The organism is Clostridiales bacterium (genome assembly GCA_018333995.1).
GTDB lineage: Bacteria > Actinomycetota > Coriobacteriia > Anaerosomatales > SLCP01 > JAGXSG01.
In genome coordinates, this window is record JAGXSG010000015.1 from 1 (window position 1) to 17,641 (window position 17,641).

Here is a 17,641-nt window from a genome sequence, read left to right on the forward strand (position 1 = left end):
CGACAGAATCGCATCGTCCTGGAGGCCGAGAGCCTCACTAAACGACTCCACAGCTGCTTCCAGCCTCGTGGGGGCGGACACGTCTTCCGCGACTTCGGTCGGGCCTTGAGTTGCCCTGTCACAACCGGCCAAGCACACGAAACACGCAGCGAGGACCAGGGCGAGACACGCTTGCCAACGCCTGTTGGCCGAAACGCTGCTTCTCCTGACGACGGTAGGCGTGTCCATCACATCCCGAGACCGAGCAGTTCCCCAGTGTGCAAGTCCACGAAGCCCTCTGCCTTGGCGCCAAAGTACTGGTCGCCCGTTTCGAGCACAACCCTGAGCACAAGATGTGGCTCACGGGTTGATGGCGCACGCCATACCATACGCTCGGATTCCTTGACCGTGTGAACCGGCATGTGTGCGGCCTTTGCCACGACTTCGATCGCGTCGCGGTCGCTCATCGCTGTCCGGCTCATGTCAAGCTCGATAGGCCCGTCACTTTGAAGGAACCCGATCAACTCACCAGTTTCTGCATTGAGGGTGAGTTCAAGGAAGTTGCAGGTGGGAAGTCCGTATCGATACTCTCTGAACGTGCACCGGATCGTTTTGTGCTCGCTGCCGTCCGTTCGTATTCCTTCCGAACGGTATTCGACAATCAGATTATGCCCCAGCCAGCGAGGGAAACGCTCGCTGGCAAGCTCTAGCGCGATTCTCCGGACTTGCCCGTCGGTCAGGTACTTCGCCTCACCAGCCGCGCCGCCCTGAGCAGACCTGTCGGAAGCTGTGATGCTGCCGTAGAAGACAACCTGACCTGACTTGTCATCCACGATGTAGATGTCGCCCGTAGCGCTATCGCGATAATCGGAAAAACCTAAGGAGTCGGCCCCCGTGCGCTCGAGCGCGACCTCTCGTCCAGCCACCTGAGAAGCCACTGACTCAATGGCTCCCGTCTGGGTTGCAAGATAGGGGTCCGAGGGACCCTCGTGAGCGAATGCGAGCAGAAAACCCCCCACGAGGAACAGGGACAGCAGTCCACACACCAACCCCAAGCGAATCATCCTGGACATTGCCCTCATCCTCGCATGAATCGAGGCCCCACTCACAGCCATTCGGATAGTCTGTCTCTGGATTCACTATCTGAAGAACAAACTACCCCCCCCCGCGACCAATGTCAATCGTGTGGCCTGCTTTGCCGCTTACTTCGCGCTCGCCCAGTCCGGCCCGCTCGCCACGCCGACCTCGAGCGGCACCGCAAGCTCGGCGACCCCGCTCATCGCCTCGCGCACCATCACGCCGAGCCGGTCGATCTCCTCGGCAGGTGACTCGAACACGAGCTCGTCATGCACCTGCAGGACCATTCTTGCCGAGAAACCCTCAGCCCGCAGCCTGCGGTCGACCTCAATCATCGCGAGCTTCATGATGTCGGCGGCCGTGCCCTGCATCGGGTGGTTCATCGCGGTGCGCTCGCCAAACGAGCGCAGGGGGTAGTTGCGGCTCGCAAGCTCGGGGATGCGGCGCTTGCGGCCAAAGAGCGTAGTCGCGACGCCGGTGCGGTGAGCCTCGGTGACTGTTGCATCGAGGTATGCGCGGACGCGCGGGTACGCGGCGTAGTAGCGGTCGATCATCTCCTGGGCCTCGGCGTGGCCGATCTTGAGCGTGTCGGCAAGCCCGTGCGCGCTCTGACCGTACACGATGCCGAAGTTCACCGCCTTGGCCCGCGCGCGCAGACCTGGCGGAACGTCGTCGACGGCCACGCCGAAGACGCGCGCGGCGGTCGCCGCATGAAAGTCCTCGCCGCTCGTGAACGCCTCGATGAGACCGGAATCCGCCGAGAGGTGCGCGAGGATACGCAGCTCGATCTGCGAGTAGTCGGCGGCCACCATGAGGTGGCCTTCCTCGGCGGGGACAAACGCCGCGCGGATACGGCGGCCAAGCTCCGTGCGCACGGGGATATTCTGCAGGTTCGGGTTGCTGCTCGAAAGCCGGCCTGTGGCCGCGACCGTCTGGTTGAACGTCGTGTGCAGCCGCCCGTCCTCGCCGAGGAGTCGAGGCAAAGCAAGCAGGTACGTCGAGGTGAGCTTCGCGAGTTCGCGGTAGTCCATGATGAGCTGGGCGATCGGGTAGCCCTCCGCGAGACCGCGGAGCACCGACGCGTCGGTCGAATTCCCGGTCTTGGTCTTCTTGGTGGGCGGGATGCCCATCTTCTCGAAGAGCACCTCGCCGAGCTGCTTGGGAGAGTCGATGTTGAACTCGACGCCGGCCTCGGCGAAGACCTGCGCACGGATTGTCTCGATGCGGCCCTGGGTCTCGGTCGCGAGCGCGGCGAGCACAGCGGTGTCAACGCCTACGCCGGCCCGCTCCATCCGTGCGAGCACCGGCACAAGCGGCATCTCTATGCGTTCGAAGACCTCCGTCGAGCCGTCTTGGGCGAGGCGGTTCGCAAGCACCTGCGCAAGATCGGCGACCGCCCGGGCCTCGATCGCCGCACGTCCATGCCCCTCATTTGCTACCTGCGAAAGCGGCCTGCCGAGGTAGTCGCTCGCGAGCGCGCCTACGTCGTAGGCGGAGCGGTTCGACTCGAGCAGGTACGCCGCGAGCGCGCAGTCGAACAGGCGCGCCGGGTCGGCCGCGTCGAAGGACAGGTCGCATCGTGCGACGGCCACCGGCGGGCACAACTCGTGCAGCAGCGCCTTCACATCACCAGCCGCCACACGTCCCCCGCCGAGAAGGACCGCGAACACGGTCGAGGCGTCGTCCCCGGCGACGAGCGCCACCTCGCCCGCGTGTGCGACCGCAAGGTCGCGGCGCTCGGCGAAGAGCGACTCGCTCGTGCCGTCGTCGAGCGCAACCCCTAGCCACCCGCCGCCGCGCACCCACGCACGCACCCGCTCTGCGGCCGCCGCTCCCTCGATAAGCGCCCACTCGGCGGTGCCCGCCGCAGGAACCGGCTCGAGCGCAGGGAGAGCGCCGGCGACCACCCCGCCACCCGCCGCCATTACCCGCTCGATGAGCGAGGTGAACCTGAGCTCACCAAACGCCTCGGCCACCGCCTTAGCGTCGAAGCGGCCCCACGACACGCTCGCAAGGTCGAGCTCGATAGGCACATCACACACGATCGTCGCGACGGTGCGGCTCACCCGGGCGTCCTCGGCGTGCGCGACGAGGTTCTCACCGAGCTTGCCCTTGATAGCGGGTGCGGCCTTGAGCACCGCCTCAAGCGAACCATACTCCACGATGAGTTTCGCGGCGGTCTTCTCGCCCACCCCGGGAACGCCGGGGATGTTATCGCTCGTGTCGCCCTTCAGGCCGAGGTAGTCGGGTACCTGCGACGGAGTCACCCCGTAGCGCTCAAGCACCGCTGCCGGGTCGTAGACGACGATGTCGGTTATGCCCTTGCGAGTGGTCACGACCGAGACGTGATCGCTCACGAGCTGGAGCGCGTCGCGGTCGCCGGTGACAAGGAGAGCGCGCATGTCGCCCTGCTCGGCCAAGCACGCCACCGTGCCGAGTATGTCGTCGCCCTCCCACCCTTCGACCTCAACGATCGGCACCCTCATCGCCTCAAGCAGCCGCTTGACCATCGGGAACTGCACTTTGAGCTCGTCAGCGGTAGGGGGACGGTGGATCTTGTATGCGGCGAGCGCTTCTGTGCGAAACGTCGGCTTGCCCTTGTCGAAGGCGACCACGACGCCATCGGGCGAAAGCTCCTGCACGAATTTGAGCAGCATCGAAATGAACCCGAACGCCGCGTTAGTGGGACGCCCGTCGGGCGCGGTCATGGTGGGCGGAAGCGCGTGGAACGCGCGGTGTAGCAGGCTGTTGCCGTCGATGACGGCGATGGTGCGCAGGGCCATCGGGCGGGCGCCTTTCGGGTTGTGGCCAGTGGCGTGCGGCGAGGCTGCGCGCCTGTCCGTCGCGTCGCGCTCCGCCGCGATTCGGATTGTACCCGAGTGCGTATGGCGCGGCGCCACGTGACTCGATCGCCGAAGACACGCGCACCATCTGGTTGTCTTCCGGGAACACTGTCACCAGTACGTAGACCTCAACGAGCGACAGGGCGCACGACATGGGCTTCTTCAACTGGGCCGCACCGATGTTCAACAAGGTCTCCAACCGCTGGTCTCCCGACACGATCAGCGAGATCGCAGGATGGCTCGACCCGTTCATGAACGGTGACGGCTCCACGCGCCACGTCCTCGACGTCGGCGGCGGTACCGGCGCACTCGCCGCCCGGCTCAACGCCGAGACCGGCGTACGCGTCACCGTGCTCGATCCCACGCCTGAGATGCTCGCCTACCTGCCCAGAAACGACGACATCACCGGTGTCCTCGGCGTCGCGGAGAAGATGCCGTTTGCCGCCGACACCTTCGACGCGGTGATCGTCACCGACGCCTTCCACCACTTCCGCGACCAGGACGCCGCAGCACGCGAGTTCCAGCGGGTGGTTCGGTGCGACGGCGGCGTCATCGTCGTCGAGCTCGATCCGAGCGTGTGGTTCATGCGGCTCATCGTCGCCGCCGAGAAGGCGCTCGGCGAACCCGGCGCGTTCTTCACGCCTGAGGAGATGTGCGCGTTCTTCGCCGGACACGGCATCGACGGGACGTGCGAGCGGCTCAAAGGCCCCTCGTACCGGTTCACAGGAGCAGTGCGGCGTCAGGGCTGAGCGGATGTTCGCCCGACATCCCGCTTCCGTCTACGCACTCCAAAGATATCCGACATTGCGTACCGTTTCGAGGCGGCGTCCGAGCTCCGCTCCGATCTTCGCGCGAATGCGCCTCACGTGCACGTCGACCGTGCGTGAGCCACCATAGTAGTTCGAGCCCCACACGCGGCGCAGTAGCACTTCCCGGCTGTAGGCCCGGTTCGGGTGGGTAATAAGGAACGCGAACAGCGCATATTCTAGGTACGTGAAGTCGATCGGCTCGCCATCCCGGTACGCCTGGTAGGTGGCGAGGTTGACGGTGAGGTCATCGACGCGCAACAACTCCTGAGAGCCAACCTCCTCACCCGGCCACATGAGCGTACGGGCCCGGACCACCATCTCCTCGGAAGATGAGCCGCGCACCATGAAATCGGCGGGCATGCGGGTAGGGAGCCGCAACGCCGACAACGCCGGGGGCTCGATCAGCACGAGAACTGAGGGTTCCGCGCCCTCAGTTCTCGCCTGCTCGACCACGCTTATGAGCGGCTCCGGATCTAGGCGACCCTCGATCAGCACCAGTGCGAACGGCTCGGCGGCCAGCGTCGCGGCAAGCTCGCTCGTTGCACACTCCGCAACAGTGACGTCGAGGGACTCGATCGCGGCGCGCGCCCATGCACGGGTGTGCACGTCATCGGATGTGATGAGGACCCGTTTCATGTGCATGATTGTAGCGCTCCCCATCAATTGAGCGACGCGCGAATCGACCGCTAGAACGTGCTGAGATAGCGATCGAGTTCCCACTTCGAGACGTGCTGAATGTACTGGGACCACTCGGCCTTCTTGTTGGCCGTGTAGTACTTATGGATGTGATCGCCGAGTATCTCGCGCATCGTCTCAGATTCCTCGAACTTCTCGATCGCCTCACCGAGGTTCTTTGGCAACGTTGTAATTCCGGCTTCCGCCAGCTCGGCATCGGTCATCTCGAAGATGTCGTTTGTCGCCTCGGGCATGAGCTCGAGGCCCTCCTCGATACCCTTAAGACCGGCGCCAAGCATGACCGCGAAGGCGAGGTAGGGGTTGGCCGAGGGATCCGGCGAGCGCAACTCGACGCGGGTCGCTGCCTCCTTGCCGGGCTTGTACATCGGCACGCGCACCATCGCCGAGCGATTGCGACGCGCCCATGAGACGTAGACCGGCGCCTCAAAGCCGGGCACGAGGCGCTTGTAGGAGTTCACGAGCGGGTTGGTCACGGCGCAGAACTCGGGAGCGTACTTGAGCAGACCTGCGATGTACTGCTTCCCGATTGTGGAGAGGTTGAAGCCCTGCGGATCGTTGGGATCAAAGAACGCGTTTCCGTTTGCGGTAAAGAGCGACTGGTGCGTGTGCATGCCCGAGCCGTTCTCGCCCTGAATAGGCTTGGGCATGAAGGTGGCGTACACGCCGTTGGCGTAGGCGACCTCTTTGACGACAAGCCGATACGTCATGACCGCATCGGCCATAGTGAGCGCGTCTTGGTAGCGCAAGTCGATCTCGTGCTGCGATGGAGCGACCTCGTGGTGGCTGTACTCGACCGGGATGCCCATCTTCTCGAGAGTAAGCACCGTCTCGCGGCGCAGGTTGCTCGCCACATCGAGCGGGGTGAGATCAAAGTAGCCGCCCTTGTCGAGCGTCTCGGTCCCGTGCTCATCGGCGAAGTAGAAAAACTCAAGCTCGGGACCGACATACATCGTATAGCCCATGTCCGCGGCCTTCGCGAGCACGCGTTTGAGCGCATAGCGGGGATCGCCCTCGAAGGGCGAACCATCGGGCTTGACGATGTCGGCGAACATGCGTGCGACACCCTGCTCCTCGGGGCGCCACGGAATGACCTGGAACGTGCCCGCGTCCGGGAACGCGACCATGTCGGACTCCTGGATGCGAGTAAAACCGTTGATCGAGGAGCCATCGAAGCCCATGCCCTCCTCGAACGCGTTCTCGAGTTCTGAATCGGTGACCGCAAATGACTTCAGCACGCCGAGAACGTCGGTGAACCAGAAGCGAATGAACTTGATGTCCCGCTCCTGCACCGTCGTTAGCACGTAGTCCCTGTCCATCATGGCTCCCATGCCACTTCCTCCTTGTCTGGATGACGTCAAACACCTTCGCGGCACGTGTGCAAAAGCACGCGTCGCACGCGTGAACATCAGAGTAGACGCGGATTGTTTCGGAAGCGTTTCAGGGACCTTTGGAATGTGGGAGGGAGCGATCAGATCGGTCTTACGAGTCATCCCGGGTAGGCAGTGACCGAGCCATGTGGCAGTATGCGCAATCGTCCATCACGGCCTCGTGACATTCGGCGCATGAATCCATCGGGGGGACCGAAGTTCCCCTAACACCTTCGTGTCCAGCACCCTGGTGGCAATCCATGCACGACATGCCTTCTCCCTCGACGTGCACCCGGTGGTTGACCCGAATTTGGCCAGAAAGCGAAAACACCCTGTTAAGCGAGTGACATCCACTCTGCTGGCATGACTCGTTAGTCACTTCTGAGGTGCGAAACAACGTGACCCGGCCGCCGGTGATCACGATGACGATATCTTTGTAGATCGTCGCCCGATAGATCGCCCGATTGATCACTCCGGGCTTTGCATGACAGTGCAGACACGTATAGGCCGCACCACGATGGCGGGATGTTGACCATGTCTCGTAGTACGGCCTCATAGCGTGACACGTCGCACACGCTCGAGGATTAGCGGTGAACGCGGCGGGAATCGTGTAGAAGACCAAGAACGCCACTCCTGCAATGATCCACACCTTGACTCTGCGGCTCATTCTCTTGCGTGGAGGAACAGCGGAAGATGCGGCATCCTGGCCCTCCGCTTTGTCGCTTTGAACGGTTGCTCCCGAGTCGTCGGAAACCATCGGTTCCTCAGGTGCGCTCGCGCCACTCTGTGGCGTGAAGCCGGTCACGGACGTACCACCTATCGGACGAACTCTACAGCGGGATCGTAGTTGCCCGGCGGGAGTTCACCGTGACACTCGATACAGAACGAATCTTCATGGCACACCTCGCAGTTGCGTGGAGAACGCGCGGCGACTATGTCCCGGTGCGCAGCTCGCCACTCTGAAGGATTGGTTCCCGTTCCGTGTGAACGCGGACGCCTCTCGTGACACTCCCTGCACCAGTCTTCGCGCCAAGCGTGGCATGTCTGACAGTCGATCTCAGACTGTCTCTCTGCGTGATCAACGATGAACGTCGGTTCCTGGTGGTTCGCGGGTATTCCTTTTTCGGTATGACACGCGTCGCACGCTTCGTCCGCTGTCACTCCGTCGTGACACGTCAGACATGTTGCCATCCGGGGGGTGGTAGAGATTGCCGGGTCGGCGTTATGCACGAGTTCACCGACGTGACACACGATGCAGTCGACCCCTAGCGCATCGACATGCGCGGTGTGCGGAATAAGCAGATCCCCAGCTGGAGAAACGCTCCTCAGGTCAACATGGCATCCATTACACGCTGCGGTAGGTGGCGTGCTCAGCGTCGCAGGTTCACGCAGCGCGGGCAGAAGGGCGAGATATGCCTCTCCGACCATGCGTACCGCATAGATCGACTGGGCCACGGGACCAGGATCGACATGGCAGCTCTGGCACGGCACGTTCGCATGGGTCGAGTTGGCCCATGTCGCCTGGTATGCGCCCAGTCCCTCAAAGCGCTCATAGAAGGATGGTTGATTAGCGGTGTAGCCTGGGCCAAGAACCAGCACAGAAAAGACCACGAGTAGCAGTGCGGCGCGCCAGTACCTCCGGGCATACGCGACGACGGCGCGCATGCCCCGGCCCGCCGCCTCTGCGACCCGTCGCACTCCTTGGTTCCTCTTGGCGCTCTCCGCTGACAACGTCTCTCCTCGGCAGTCAGAATGTCATCGTTAGTGGCAGTTCAGGCAGTACTGCTCGTCGTGACAGAACATGCAGCCCTCGCTGTTCGCGGCCGCTCGCGGCGCGTGCAACGTCTTGAAGTTGCCCTCGTGGCTGCGCGGCCGTTCTTGGTGGCACTCAGCACAGAAATCTGGTGTCCACGCATGGCACTGTCCACAGTCCTGTTTCGCGCTCTCTTCTTGATGGACCTGGAGCCAATCAGGCTGCAGATGGTCTTCGGGTACATCCTTTCGCGTGTGGCACTTGATGCACTCCTCGCCCGCAGTCTCACCGTCATGACACGTGTCCATGCACATCTCCATAGGCGGCCGATTCAGACCGAGGGGGTTCTCGTAGTGTACAAGCTGCAAGTGACAGTCGACGCACTCGACTTCGAGTATCTCGATGTGCGCTCGGTGCGGGATCAGAAGATCGCCATCCGCGGAGACCGTCCGGTTGATGGTATGACACCTCAGACACGCCTCCGTCGGGGGCGGACCAAACAGGTGCTCTTCACCCGGCCCGCGCAGGAGCTGCGCGTAGAAAGCGGGAACCGACTGAAAGCCATGAAGAATGTGCGGCCAGACACCCGGCGAAATGTGGCAATCCGCGCAACTCATGAGCGCGTGCGTCGATTCCTCCCAGAAGTGCATGGACTCGCGCAACTCCGGATAGCGCTCGTAGTAGGGCGACTGCAGCTTAACGATTCCCGGAAGAATGAGCAGAACCGCGACAACGAGCAAGGCGAGGAGGACTAGAACGGTTCTGCGCCTCTTCCCTGGCCGAGCGGGCTTCTCGCCCGCCACGAGCGTCTGGCCGTCATCGCGGTCCACTTACCGCATCTCCTTAAACTGGTCGTGGCAATGATCGCAGTATGTCTGCTCGTGACACGTCATGCACTGACCCTCAACCTTCACGGCATCCTGGTGAGCACCAATCCACATCCCCTCAGGCCCGTGTGATGCTGGCCGCTGTGCGTGACAGTTCTGACACGGCCCAAGAGAAATGTGGCACGTAAGGCACGCGGACTGATCGCGAAGCGCGCGTGGACCGTGAGTTCTGGTCCAATCCGCTTGTGCATGTTCCGCCTCGAGGGCATCGCGCTCCGTCTGATCCGGCACTCCCTCAAACGGCGACTCTCCCGTGGTGTGACACTGGCGGCACTGTGACACATCGTGACACAACTCGAGACATCCACCGTCGCCGCTTGTGAACACCACGCTTGGATGGAGTGTGGCCCACTCCTCCGGCTCCTCAAGCAGTGAGTGGTGGCAACTAGCGCATTCGTCCATGCGCTTCCATCCCGAGTGACATCCGTACGCCGAGCACAAGCCGCTGAACTCCATCGTCTTGTGCTCTTCCATGTATGGTTCCTGATGCGCCGTCCACTTATGACACTCGACGCACTCTCGTGTTTCCTCAGACAGCCGCAAGTGCGCAGGATGGGGAATTCGGGTGGTTCTCTCCGCGTCGGCACTCCAGGTTTCCTCGTGGCACACAATGCACGCGTCGGCGCGGGGTGTCTCAAACTCGATGTACGCGAGCTCAGTCTCCGGCGAAAGAACCGTGCGGTAGAAGTCGGCGACACGGGCAAACGTACCGAGCAAGCGACCGCGCGAGTCAACGTGACACTGACCGCATGTCATCCCGGTATGCATGGACGCCTGCAACGAGGCGCTGTTGTCTGTGAGCTCAGCGACCCGCCCGATGACGGCAGGCTGAGACATGAGCGTTGCGGGAAGCCCGATCGTGATAATCAGCAAAACCGCCACCAGCCCGACCAAGACCTTCACCCGTCTAGGCGTCTTGCGCAGGCGAGCGGCGCACTTCTCGAGGAAGTCGGTGATCACGGGCCGCTCACCCCTCTTTCGGTCACCGGTCCAGCCATGTGCGCCGACACGACCGGTGCCGTGCCACCTGGCGCAGGATACAAAGCGTGAGCATCGCCGTGCCCGTGAGCGTGCCCGTGGCCGTGCTCACTTTCCGGCTCCTCCATCGGCAGCACCTTGACCGCGAGCGTCACGAGAGCGATGCCGAAGGCAAGGACTCCCACCGCAAGCAGTATCTCGACCAGACTAGGCACATAAACCCCCTGGAACTGGCCGAGCGTGTCGTACACGAAGCCCATTCCCAGTAAGGAGTAGCGCTTAAAGAAGATCGCAACGACATAGAGTATGGCTGCCGTGATCTGAACGGAAGCCAGGTGTCTCGTAGAGCGACGCGACAGCAACACGAAAGATGTGAGACCAAGAGCGAGCACCGGCAGAAAGATCGGCGCATAGGCACCGGTGAAGAACTCGGCCATCCTGATAGAGTAATACGGCGAGGTCGACGTTCCCCAGAAGACGACGATCATCTCGACGGCCAACAGGAACAGGTCGATGATGATGACTGTGGCCAGCAGGGTGGACAGACTCCTGAACATTGATGGCTTGAACTTGTAGCCCGCGAAGTGCTGGACGATATACGCGAAGATAAGTAGCAGCGCGATTCCTGATGCTGTCGCGGAAGTCAGGAATATCGGAACCATGATCGCGGTATGCCACAGTTCACGTGACTTGTTGAGCGCGAGGACAAACGCCGTCGTGGTGTGCAGGTAGATCGCGAATGGTAACGCGATGAGCGTCATGCGATGAGCGAGTTTCTCTCCACCCTTGCGGGTGATCATGACCCACAGGTCGATGAAGCAGATGATCATATATATTGCGGCCGCGCTACCGGTGAAAACGAATGGAGCGGTAAAGTTAGGTGTGATCATGAACCACACCGCACGCCACGGGAGCTTCATGTCGCTCAAGAGGCCGAGCAAAGCGAGCATGACGAGTACTCCGGCCTGGAGCACCGCGAACCGCGCGAGAGGACGGTACTGTTCCGCGCCGAACAGATGAACGCTCGCGTACACCACGAGCCCGCCGGCTGAAAGGCCTACGTAGTACATGTAGTTCACGAACCACAGGCCCCACGGACTGGAGTCGCGCATCGCGAGCACCGCGCCGCCGTGCCTGAGCAGCTCCGTCCATGAAATGGCCGCTAGTCCGATGAAGATGCCGAGAATGGCCATAAATGCCCAGTACCGCGGACCCGCCGTCTTGAGCGCCCCAAAGTTCCAGTCGATCCCAATGAACCGCTTGACTCCTGGGCGCTTCACTACGATTTCACTCACGCGGCATCACCCTACGTACCAGATCATGGGCTCGCAACCGAGGCCCTCTTTAAGACGGAAAACCTTCTTGGTCTTGAGAATCTGTGTCACAGCGCTCTCCGGATCATTGAGATCTCCAAAGGTTCGAGCGCCGACCGGACACGCCTCAGTACACGCTGTGTTCATGCCATTCCTTGTCCGGTGGATACAAAACGTACACTTCTCGATCACCTTCGCCTTGTCCTTGTGCGGGACCTTCGGATTGATGTCGTTTTCCGGAATGTATGGGTACGCCCAGTTGGCGTGCCGAGCACCATACGGGCAGGTGACCAGGCAATTCTTGCAGGAAATACACTTCTTGTAGTCCATGACTACGATTCCGTCAGGCTCTTTCCACGTGGCCTTGATAGGACATCCCAGTACACAGGGCGGTATGCCGCAGTGCATGCACTGCACCGGGAGATACCAAAAATCCCTATCTCCGGCCTCCGTGAAATCGAGACGCGCATACTCCAGCTTGAGCGCGGCAAGCGGCATCTCCAGGATCTTGATGTACTGGAATCCGCCGTTCCGAGGAAGGTTGTTCTCGCGAACACACGCGTATACACACCGGCGACATCCCACACACGCGTTGACGTCAATGACCATGGCCCAACTCTGGTCGCCCGCTTTGTCTGCGTAATAGACGGGCTCGCCTGGATAACACATTGGATCATTCACGTCGCGGAAGTAGTCCAGCGGATCACCGCCCTCGGGAGCGGCCGCGCCAGCCGAAGAGGCGAACAGCGTAGCGAACGCCGGTACCGTACCTGCGGCAAACACACCGAGAAGCACGCCAGCACCCTTAAGAAACCCCCTCCGCGTCACGTCATCCGCGATCCGTTCGGCACGCGTTTCGTACGTCTCCTCAGCGCCAATGGCGGCCTCGGAATAGCCAGCGTCCGAGTGTCGCTCGTCAGTCATCAGTTCGACCTCCCTCGGACAAGTGCGATAGCTAGACCTGCGGCCAGTGCCACGCCAAGGATCGCGAGCACCTGAAGGTACTCAGGATCTCGATGACCGGCTTGCACAGGCGGTCCAGCCATCGGGGTAAATGTGGTGGACTCCGAAAGGATTGAGAACTGAAAGCCGTTGCCCACGAACGGGAGCAATCCCTCAGCGAAGATGAAGCCCGGCGTGTGCGGGTCGTGACAGCCGGCGGACGAACACTTCTGCTCGCCCGCACCGTGTATCCCCGCCTCAAACTCACGGTATATCGCAGAGTGGCACCGATAGCACACCCGCGACACATCGCCTGTGATAGCTACGAGCGTACCGTCCGCTAGCTTGAGTCTGCCGGGATCTCCCGCCGCAGTGTCATGACAGGCAGCGCACGCGGCTCTTCCCTCGCCGAGCGACGCGTGGCCATGCAGCGTGATCTGGTGGCGAGTAAATCCGTTGGGTAGCGTACGCCCCTGCTCGATCTCGCGCTGGGTGACGGGGTGACACGCGGAGCACGGATAAAAGAGTGGCTCGCCCGTGGCCGCCCTACCCGTCACCGGTAACGTCCCCTCGGCGGCTGAAGCGCTGCCGGCAAACGCAAGACATGCGACGGTGAACGAGAGTGCGACCCCGAAGATAGTGATCGATGTCCACCGACTACTCAGTGCACGTATCGGGTACTGATCAGACGTTGCGTGTTCCACTGCGTCTATGGCGGACACACCACCCTTCGTCACGTGGCGAGGAAGAGCGTCAGCCTCTATTAGCCGTTCTCCTCCGCTACCACACATCTTACACAAACACATTCTGCACGATGATGCGGCCCCTGACGTACTTTGCTAATTGCTTCACGCACCCTACAACACATTGTGCCACGATGCACGCAACAGCGTGTACGATACTGTAGGAAGACAAGAAGTCGCAAGCACTCTATCAATTTGCCCGTCGCCAATGAAATCACCCCGGCGACCGGTGACGCGGAGGCAGGATGCACGTCTCGATCCGGAGAAAACGCGTGAAGCGCTCGCCTGGGCGTTCTTGGCGTCCGCGGCTTCCCCGCGTGAGTGGCGCGCTCATTCTCGGCGCAATCGTGGGAGTCGTCTTTGCGGCGCTGCTCGCAACCGCCGCCCTCCTCGAAGGAGCCGGACGCTCCCCCGCTCTGGCCGGCGTGTGCGGCTCGTGTCATGAGATCGCCCCCCACGTCGCCGCGTGGAGAGCTTCTACGCATGCGAACACGGGGTGCCGCTCATGTCACACCGAGTACGCGTGGTACCAGGGTCCACTGTATCGAATCACCGCGCTTGCCGACGATGTCTCCAGATTCGTGTCCCGAGAGCCCACGCCAGCGAGAGAACCTGAGCTCCCCCGTCCGGCAACCCTGGGGATTCCCGATAACGTCTGCCTGCGCTGCCACTCGATGACCCGCGAGCCGAGCACGGGCGACCGGGTCATCATCGACCACGCCGATCATGCCGAGCGCAACGACGCGTGCCTGTCGTGTCACCTCAACACCACGCACCCTGACCCGGAGACCGACATCGTGCTCCTCATGATGGAGCAGTGCTACGAGTGCCACTCGCTCACCCCCGCCCCCGGCGAGCCTTCCGGGGAGTGCGCGGTGTGCCACCCCGCGCACTTGGAGCTGACACCCGCATCGCACGACCCGATCGGCGAGTGGCTCAGGCCAGCTCACGGTGACAGCGCCAAGACAGACACCACGCAGTGCATGATGTGTCACACCGAGCAGTACTGCGTCGACTGCCACGGTGTCTTGATGCCTCATCCGCCCACGTTCGCGCAGGATCACGGCGAGGAGGCCGCGCTGAAGCGCGATGCCTGCGACATGTGCCATGCCCCAGCAGCCGACATCGACCCGTGCAGCGCGTGCCATCATCAAGGATCCGAACCCACCCAACCCTGGGTCCAGCAACACATGTACGCCGTGCGCGACGCCGGACCTTCCGCCTGCTTCGACTGCCACAAGCCCCGGTACTGTGGGCGATGCCACGTGCGTGGCCGACCGAACGCTGGTTCGCTATAGTGGGAACGGATTTGGCTACGCATCGTGTTTCTGCTGGTAGCCAGCGGGGATTCGCGATAGCTTGGAGCTTGCGAAATGGCGTCTTCAGGGTCGCGACCCGCTAACCGGAGGGTTCGCATGAAAAGACCGGACATCACAGGGGCATGGAATCGAGCGCGGCGCCATCGCGGGGCGATGATCGCGATCTCTTTAGTGGGCGCCATGCTGGTGATCGTGCTCGCAACCGCCGCCCTCCTCGAAGGAGCCGCCCGCACCCCCGCTCTCGCCGGCGTGTGCGGCTCGTGTCATGAGATCGCCCCCCACGTCGCGGCGTGGAGAGCTTCTTCGCATGCCAACACAGGGTGCCGTTCATGTCACACCGAGTACGCGTGGCACGATGGCTTCAGGTATCGCGCAACAGACTTCGCCGATGAGGTCTCGCAGTACCTCTCGGGCGATGCCGCCCAAGCCGCGCAACCCGAGCGCCGAGGAGCCGTCGGTCCGATTGCCGAGACTCCCGATAACGTCTGCCTGCGCTGCCACTCGATGACCCGCGAGCCGAGCACGGGCGACCGGGTCATCATCGACCACGCCGATCATGCCGAGCGCAACGACGCGTGCCTGTCGTGCCATCTCAACACCACGCACCCTGACCCGGAGACCGACATCGTGCTCGTCATGATGGAGCAGTGCTACGAGTGCCACTCGCTCACCCCCGCCCCAGGCGAGCCTTCCGGGGAGTGCGCGGTGTGCCACCCCGCGCACCTTGAACTGACACCCGCATCGCACGACCCGATCGGCGAGTGGCAGCGGCCAGCTCACGGTGACAGCGCCAAGACAGACACCACGCAGTGCATGATGTGTCACACCGAGCAGTACTGCGTCGACTGCCACGGTGTCCTGATGCCTCATCCGCCCACGTTCGCGCAGGATCACGGCGTGGAGGCCGCGTCTCTCGACCGCGTCGTGTGTTCCGGGTGCCACTACGCAGCCCCCGATCCCTGCAGCGCGTGCCATCACTCGCTCGAAGGCGCTGTCATCGATACGTGGGGGACACAGCACTACCGTGTGACGCGGATACAGGGACCAGCCGCTTGCATGCGTTGCCACGAAGCGGTCTTCTGCGCGCAGTGCCACGGACGAGGCTCTACGCCTCAATAGCATGCCGAGGCGGGCTTATCCGCCGATCGGCCATGCAAGGGCAGGTGCCGCGTGCGTACGTCCGTGGTCCATGACCGCCAGCATGAAGGTCGAACCGTGTCCGAGCTCGCTCGCCGCGTCGAGTCTGCCGCCGAGTATCTCGCTCAACCGTCGCGAAATGGCAAGCCCGAGTCCGGTACCGGGATTCTTGGCGCCCTGCACCGCTTCGAGTTGCACGAAGTCTTCGAATACCCGGTCGAGGTCTGCGAAACCGATTCCGGCGCCTGTATCGGTGACAGATATCTCCGCACCCCCGGGAGCCGGGCGCACCGCCAGTGTGATGCAGCCGTGATCTGTGAACTTGACCGCGTTGTCGAGCAGGTTCCACACGATCTGCTCGATGAGCTGACGGTCGGTCACGAGCAGACACGACTGGTGTTCGCCGCAACCTTCGACCCGAAACTCAAGGTCTTGCTCCGCGCAACGCGGCTCAACATTTGTGGCCAGCTCCTTGACAACATCGCAAAGATCGACAACCGCTAGCGACGGTTTGGTGCGACCGGAATCGATTGCTGACACGTCGAGCAGATCATTCACGAGGGCAAGAAGGTGACGCCCGGACGACCGCACCATCGCGATCTGTCGCCGCTGCTCTGCGGTCAGGTCACCGGCAAGTCCTTCAGCGAGCAGCCCAGAAAACCCGATAATCGAATTTAGGGGGGTACGAAGCTCGTGACTCATGTTGGCAAGAAACCCGTCCTTTGCCTTCTGCGCCGCTTCAAGCCGGCGGTTGGTGGCGAGCAACTCGCCGGTCCTCTCCTCAACGAGCGCCTCCAGTCTGTCCTTGTGCTCGGCGAGTTCCCGCTCGACCCTGCGCCGGTCACTGATGTCGTGAATGATCGAGTAGAGCAACTTGCGACCGTCCACGTCAGCAGGCCCCGTGTATACCTCAACCTCGCGCACAGACCCATCCGCCAACCGGTGCGAGAACAGGAAGTGGGAACGCTCGGCTGCCGCCTTCGCCATCTCCGTCTTGACCTCTTCGGGCGTCAGCGTGTTGATGTCGATGATGCGCATAGCGGTGAGTGCATCATGCGACCAACCGTAGTAGTGCTCCGCCGCTTCGTTCGCGTCAACAATCGATCCGTCGCGCGGGTCTATAAGGAGCATCACCGAAGCACTGCGATGGAAAAGTTCACGGTAGCGCCGTTCACTTGCTGAAAGGCTCGCCCGTATCTTCTCGAAATGGGCCACGAGCACTGAGAATGCCGCAAGCAACGCAAGAAAGGCGCCTACGCCGTATCCAACTGGGGCGAACCAATCGACATCGCGCAGCAACGGATAGTTGAGGCGGTGAACGCCCCATACGATGAAAACCCATCCTGACAGTCGCGCCCAAACCCCAGCGGTCGCGCGAAGCCAGGCCAGACCCGTCACGATGCTCGCAAGCCCGAGAAAGACGAACCCCGGCATCCTCACCACAAGTGAAGTGGCGTCAACGAGGAGTCCCGTGACCGTCCAGGCCACAACAACACCAGCAGCCACGTACCATGCGTGAGAGATCCTGCTGCCGAGAAACTTAAGCGTACCGGCGAACAAGAGACGCTCGCCACGTTCATCACCTGAGCGCCCGCAAACAGCAAGTCAGCCTGTTCTGTGACGAGTGAGTGGGCTATGTCGAATCCCGCACGCGCGGCGTACGCGACCCACGCTGCAGTCCATAACCCAAGATGCGTCTCACGTGACGATGCGTACAGGTATCCAAAGACCGCAACCAGCACGATGGCACCGATCAGCACCGCGACCTGTGCTGGCGTCAACCAGTCCACCAGAAGTA

At 62.2% G+C, this 17,641-nt stretch carries 16 protein-coding genes; 3 read left to right on the forward strand and 13 right to left on the reverse strand.

The window, feature by feature from the left end; genetic code table 11:
- Positions 1 to 227: 227 nt before the first annotated feature.
- Positions 228 to 1,052, reverse strand: a complete 825-nt coding sequence (locus tag KGZ40_04480; protein ID MBS3956770.1) for a hypothetical protein — start codon at positions 1,050 to 1,052, stop codon at positions 228 to 230.
- A gap of 129 nt (positions 1,053 to 1,181) precedes the next feature.
- On the reverse strand, positions 1,182 to 3,839 hold the full coding sequence (gene polA / locus KGZ40_04485; protein MBS3956771.1) for a DNA polymerase I: 2,658 nt from the start codon (positions 3,837 to 3,839) through the stop codon (positions 1,182 to 1,184).
- A 212-nt stretch (positions 3,840 to 4,051) separates the two neighbouring features.
- Between polA and KGZ40_04490 the strand changes: the two genes are divergently transcribed.
- Positions 4,052 to 4,648 carry a methyltransferase domain-containing protein gene (locus KGZ40_04490; protein ID MBS3956772.1) on the forward strand — a complete coding sequence of 199 codons (597 nt, stop codon included), beginning with the start codon at positions 4,052 to 4,054 and terminating at the stop codon, positions 4,646 to 4,648.
- A 30-nt stretch (positions 4,649 to 4,678) separates the two neighbouring features.
- Here the strand turns inward: KGZ40_04490 and KGZ40_04495 are convergent, their stop codons facing one another.
- From KGZ40_04495 to KGZ40_04535, 9 genes are all read right to left on the reverse strand, one after another.
- On the reverse strand, positions 4,679 to 5,350 hold the full coding sequence (locus tag KGZ40_04495; GenBank protein ID MBS3956773.1) for a response regulator transcription factor: 672 nt from the start codon (positions 5,348 to 5,350) through the stop codon (positions 4,679 to 4,681).
- Positions 5,351 to 5,394: 44 nt separating this feature from the next.
- Positions 5,395 to 6,720 carry a glutamine synthetase gene (locus tag KGZ40_04500; protein ID MBS3956774.1) on the reverse strand — a complete coding sequence of 442 codons (1,326 nt, stop codon included), beginning with the start codon at positions 6,718 to 6,720 and terminating at the stop codon, positions 5,395 to 5,397.
- 163 nt (positions 6,721 to 6,883) lie between these two features.
- On the reverse strand, positions 6,884 to 7,528 hold the full coding sequence (locus tag KGZ40_04505) for a NapC/NirT family cytochrome c (GenBank protein MBS3956775.1): 645 nt from the start codon (positions 7,526 to 7,528) through the stop codon (positions 6,884 to 6,886).
- 59 nt (positions 7,529 to 7,587) lie between these two features.
- Entirely contained in the window at positions 7,588 to 8,469 is an 882-nt protein-coding gene (locus tag KGZ40_04510; GenBank protein ID MBS3956776.1) for a hypothetical protein, read from the reverse strand.
- A gap of 63 nt (positions 8,470 to 8,532) precedes the next feature.
- Positions 8,533 to 9,354: a hypothetical protein gene (locus KGZ40_04515; protein ID MBS3956777.1), complete on the reverse strand. Its 822-nt coding sequence runs from the start codon at positions 9,352 to 9,354 to the stop codon at positions 8,533 to 8,535.
- A complete protein-coding gene (locus KGZ40_04520) occupies positions 9,355 to 10,371 on the reverse strand; it encodes a hypothetical protein (GenBank protein ID MBS3956778.1) in 1,017 nt (338 codons plus the stop codon).
- Positions 10,368 to 11,684, reverse strand: a complete 1,317-nt coding sequence (nrfD, locus tag KGZ40_04525; GenBank protein MBS3956779.1) for a polysulfide reductase NrfD — start codon at positions 11,682 to 11,684, stop codon at positions 10,368 to 10,370. The genes KGZ40_04520 and nrfD overlap by 4 nt, the downstream gene beginning before the upstream one ends.
- Before the next feature lie 6 nt (positions 11,685 to 11,690).
- Positions 11,691 to 12,626, reverse strand: a complete 936-nt coding sequence (locus tag KGZ40_04530) for a 4Fe-4S dicluster domain-containing protein (protein ID MBS3956780.1) — start codon at positions 12,624 to 12,626, stop codon at positions 11,691 to 11,693.
- On the reverse strand, positions 12,626 to 13,201 hold the full coding sequence (locus KGZ40_04535) for a hypothetical protein (GenBank protein MBS3956781.1): 576 nt from the start codon (positions 13,199 to 13,201) through the stop codon (positions 12,626 to 12,628). Before KGZ40_04535 ends, KGZ40_04530 begins: the two co-directional genes overlap by 1 nt.
- A gap of 458 nt (positions 13,202 to 13,659) precedes the next feature.
- On the opposite strand from KGZ40_04535, the gene KGZ40_04540 reads away from it, so the two are divergent.
- Positions 13,660 to 14,685 (forward strand): NapC/NirT family cytochrome c, encoded by a 1,026-nt coding sequence (locus tag KGZ40_04540; protein ID MBS3956782.1) that lies wholly within the window; start codon positions 13,660 to 13,662, stop codon positions 14,683 to 14,685.
- A gap of 117 nt (positions 14,686 to 14,802) precedes the next feature.
- Positions 14,803 to 15,825 (forward strand): NapC/NirT family cytochrome c, encoded by a 1,023-nt coding sequence (locus KGZ40_04545; GenBank protein ID MBS3956783.1) that lies wholly within the window; start codon positions 14,803 to 14,805, stop codon positions 15,823 to 15,825.
- 15 nt (positions 15,826 to 15,840) lie between these two features.
- Here KGZ40_04545 and KGZ40_04550 read toward each other — a convergent pair whose 3' ends face one another.
- Together KGZ40_04550 and KGZ40_04555 are read right to left on the reverse strand one after the other, a co-directional pair.
- Positions 15,841 to 17,331, reverse strand: coding sequence for a PAS domain S-box protein (locus KGZ40_04550; protein ID MBS3956784.1), 1,491 nt, complete (start codon positions 17,329 to 17,331; stop codon positions 15,841 to 15,843).
- Entirely contained in the window at positions 17,280 to 17,633 is a 354-nt protein-coding gene (locus tag KGZ40_04555) for a hypothetical protein (protein ID MBS3956785.1), read from the reverse strand. Before KGZ40_04555 ends, KGZ40_04550 begins: the two co-directional genes overlap by 52 nt.
- Positions 17,634 to 17,641: the final 8 nt, after the last annotated feature.

What these genes read in the sequence shown, in the direction of transcription:
- KGZ40_04480 (MBS3956770.1), bottom strand. Translation starts at nt 1,052, where the DNA reads ATGTCCAGGATGATTCGCTTGGGGTTGGTGTGTGGACTGCTGTCCCTG.
- polA (MBS3956771.1), bottom strand. Translation starts at nt 3,839, where the DNA reads ATGGCCCTGCGCACCATCGCCGTCATCGACGGCAACAGCCTGCTACAC.
- KGZ40_04490 (MBS3956772.1), top strand. Translation starts at nt 4,052, where the DNA reads ATGGGCTTCTTCAACTGGGCCGCACCGATGTTCAACAAGGTCTCCAAC.
- KGZ40_04495 (MBS3956773.1), bottom strand. Translation starts at nt 5,350, where the DNA reads ATGCACATGAAACGGGTCCTCATCACATCCGATGACGTGCACACCCGT.
- KGZ40_04500 (MBS3956774.1), bottom strand. Translation starts at nt 6,720, where the DNA reads ATGGACAGGGACTACGTGCTAACGACGGTGCAGGAGCGGGACATCAAG.
- KGZ40_04505 (MBS3956775.1), bottom strand. Translation starts at nt 7,528, where the DNA reads ATGGTTTCCGACGACTCGGGAGCAACCGTTCAAAGCGACAAAGCGGAG.
- KGZ40_04530 (MBS3956780.1), bottom strand. Translation starts at nt 12,626, where the DNA reads ATGACTGACGAGCGACACTCGGACGCTGGCTATTCCGAGGCCGCCATT.
- KGZ40_04545 (MBS3956783.1), top strand. Translation starts at nt 14,803, where the DNA reads ATGAAAAGACCGGACATCACAGGGGCATGGAATCGAGCGCGGCGCCAT.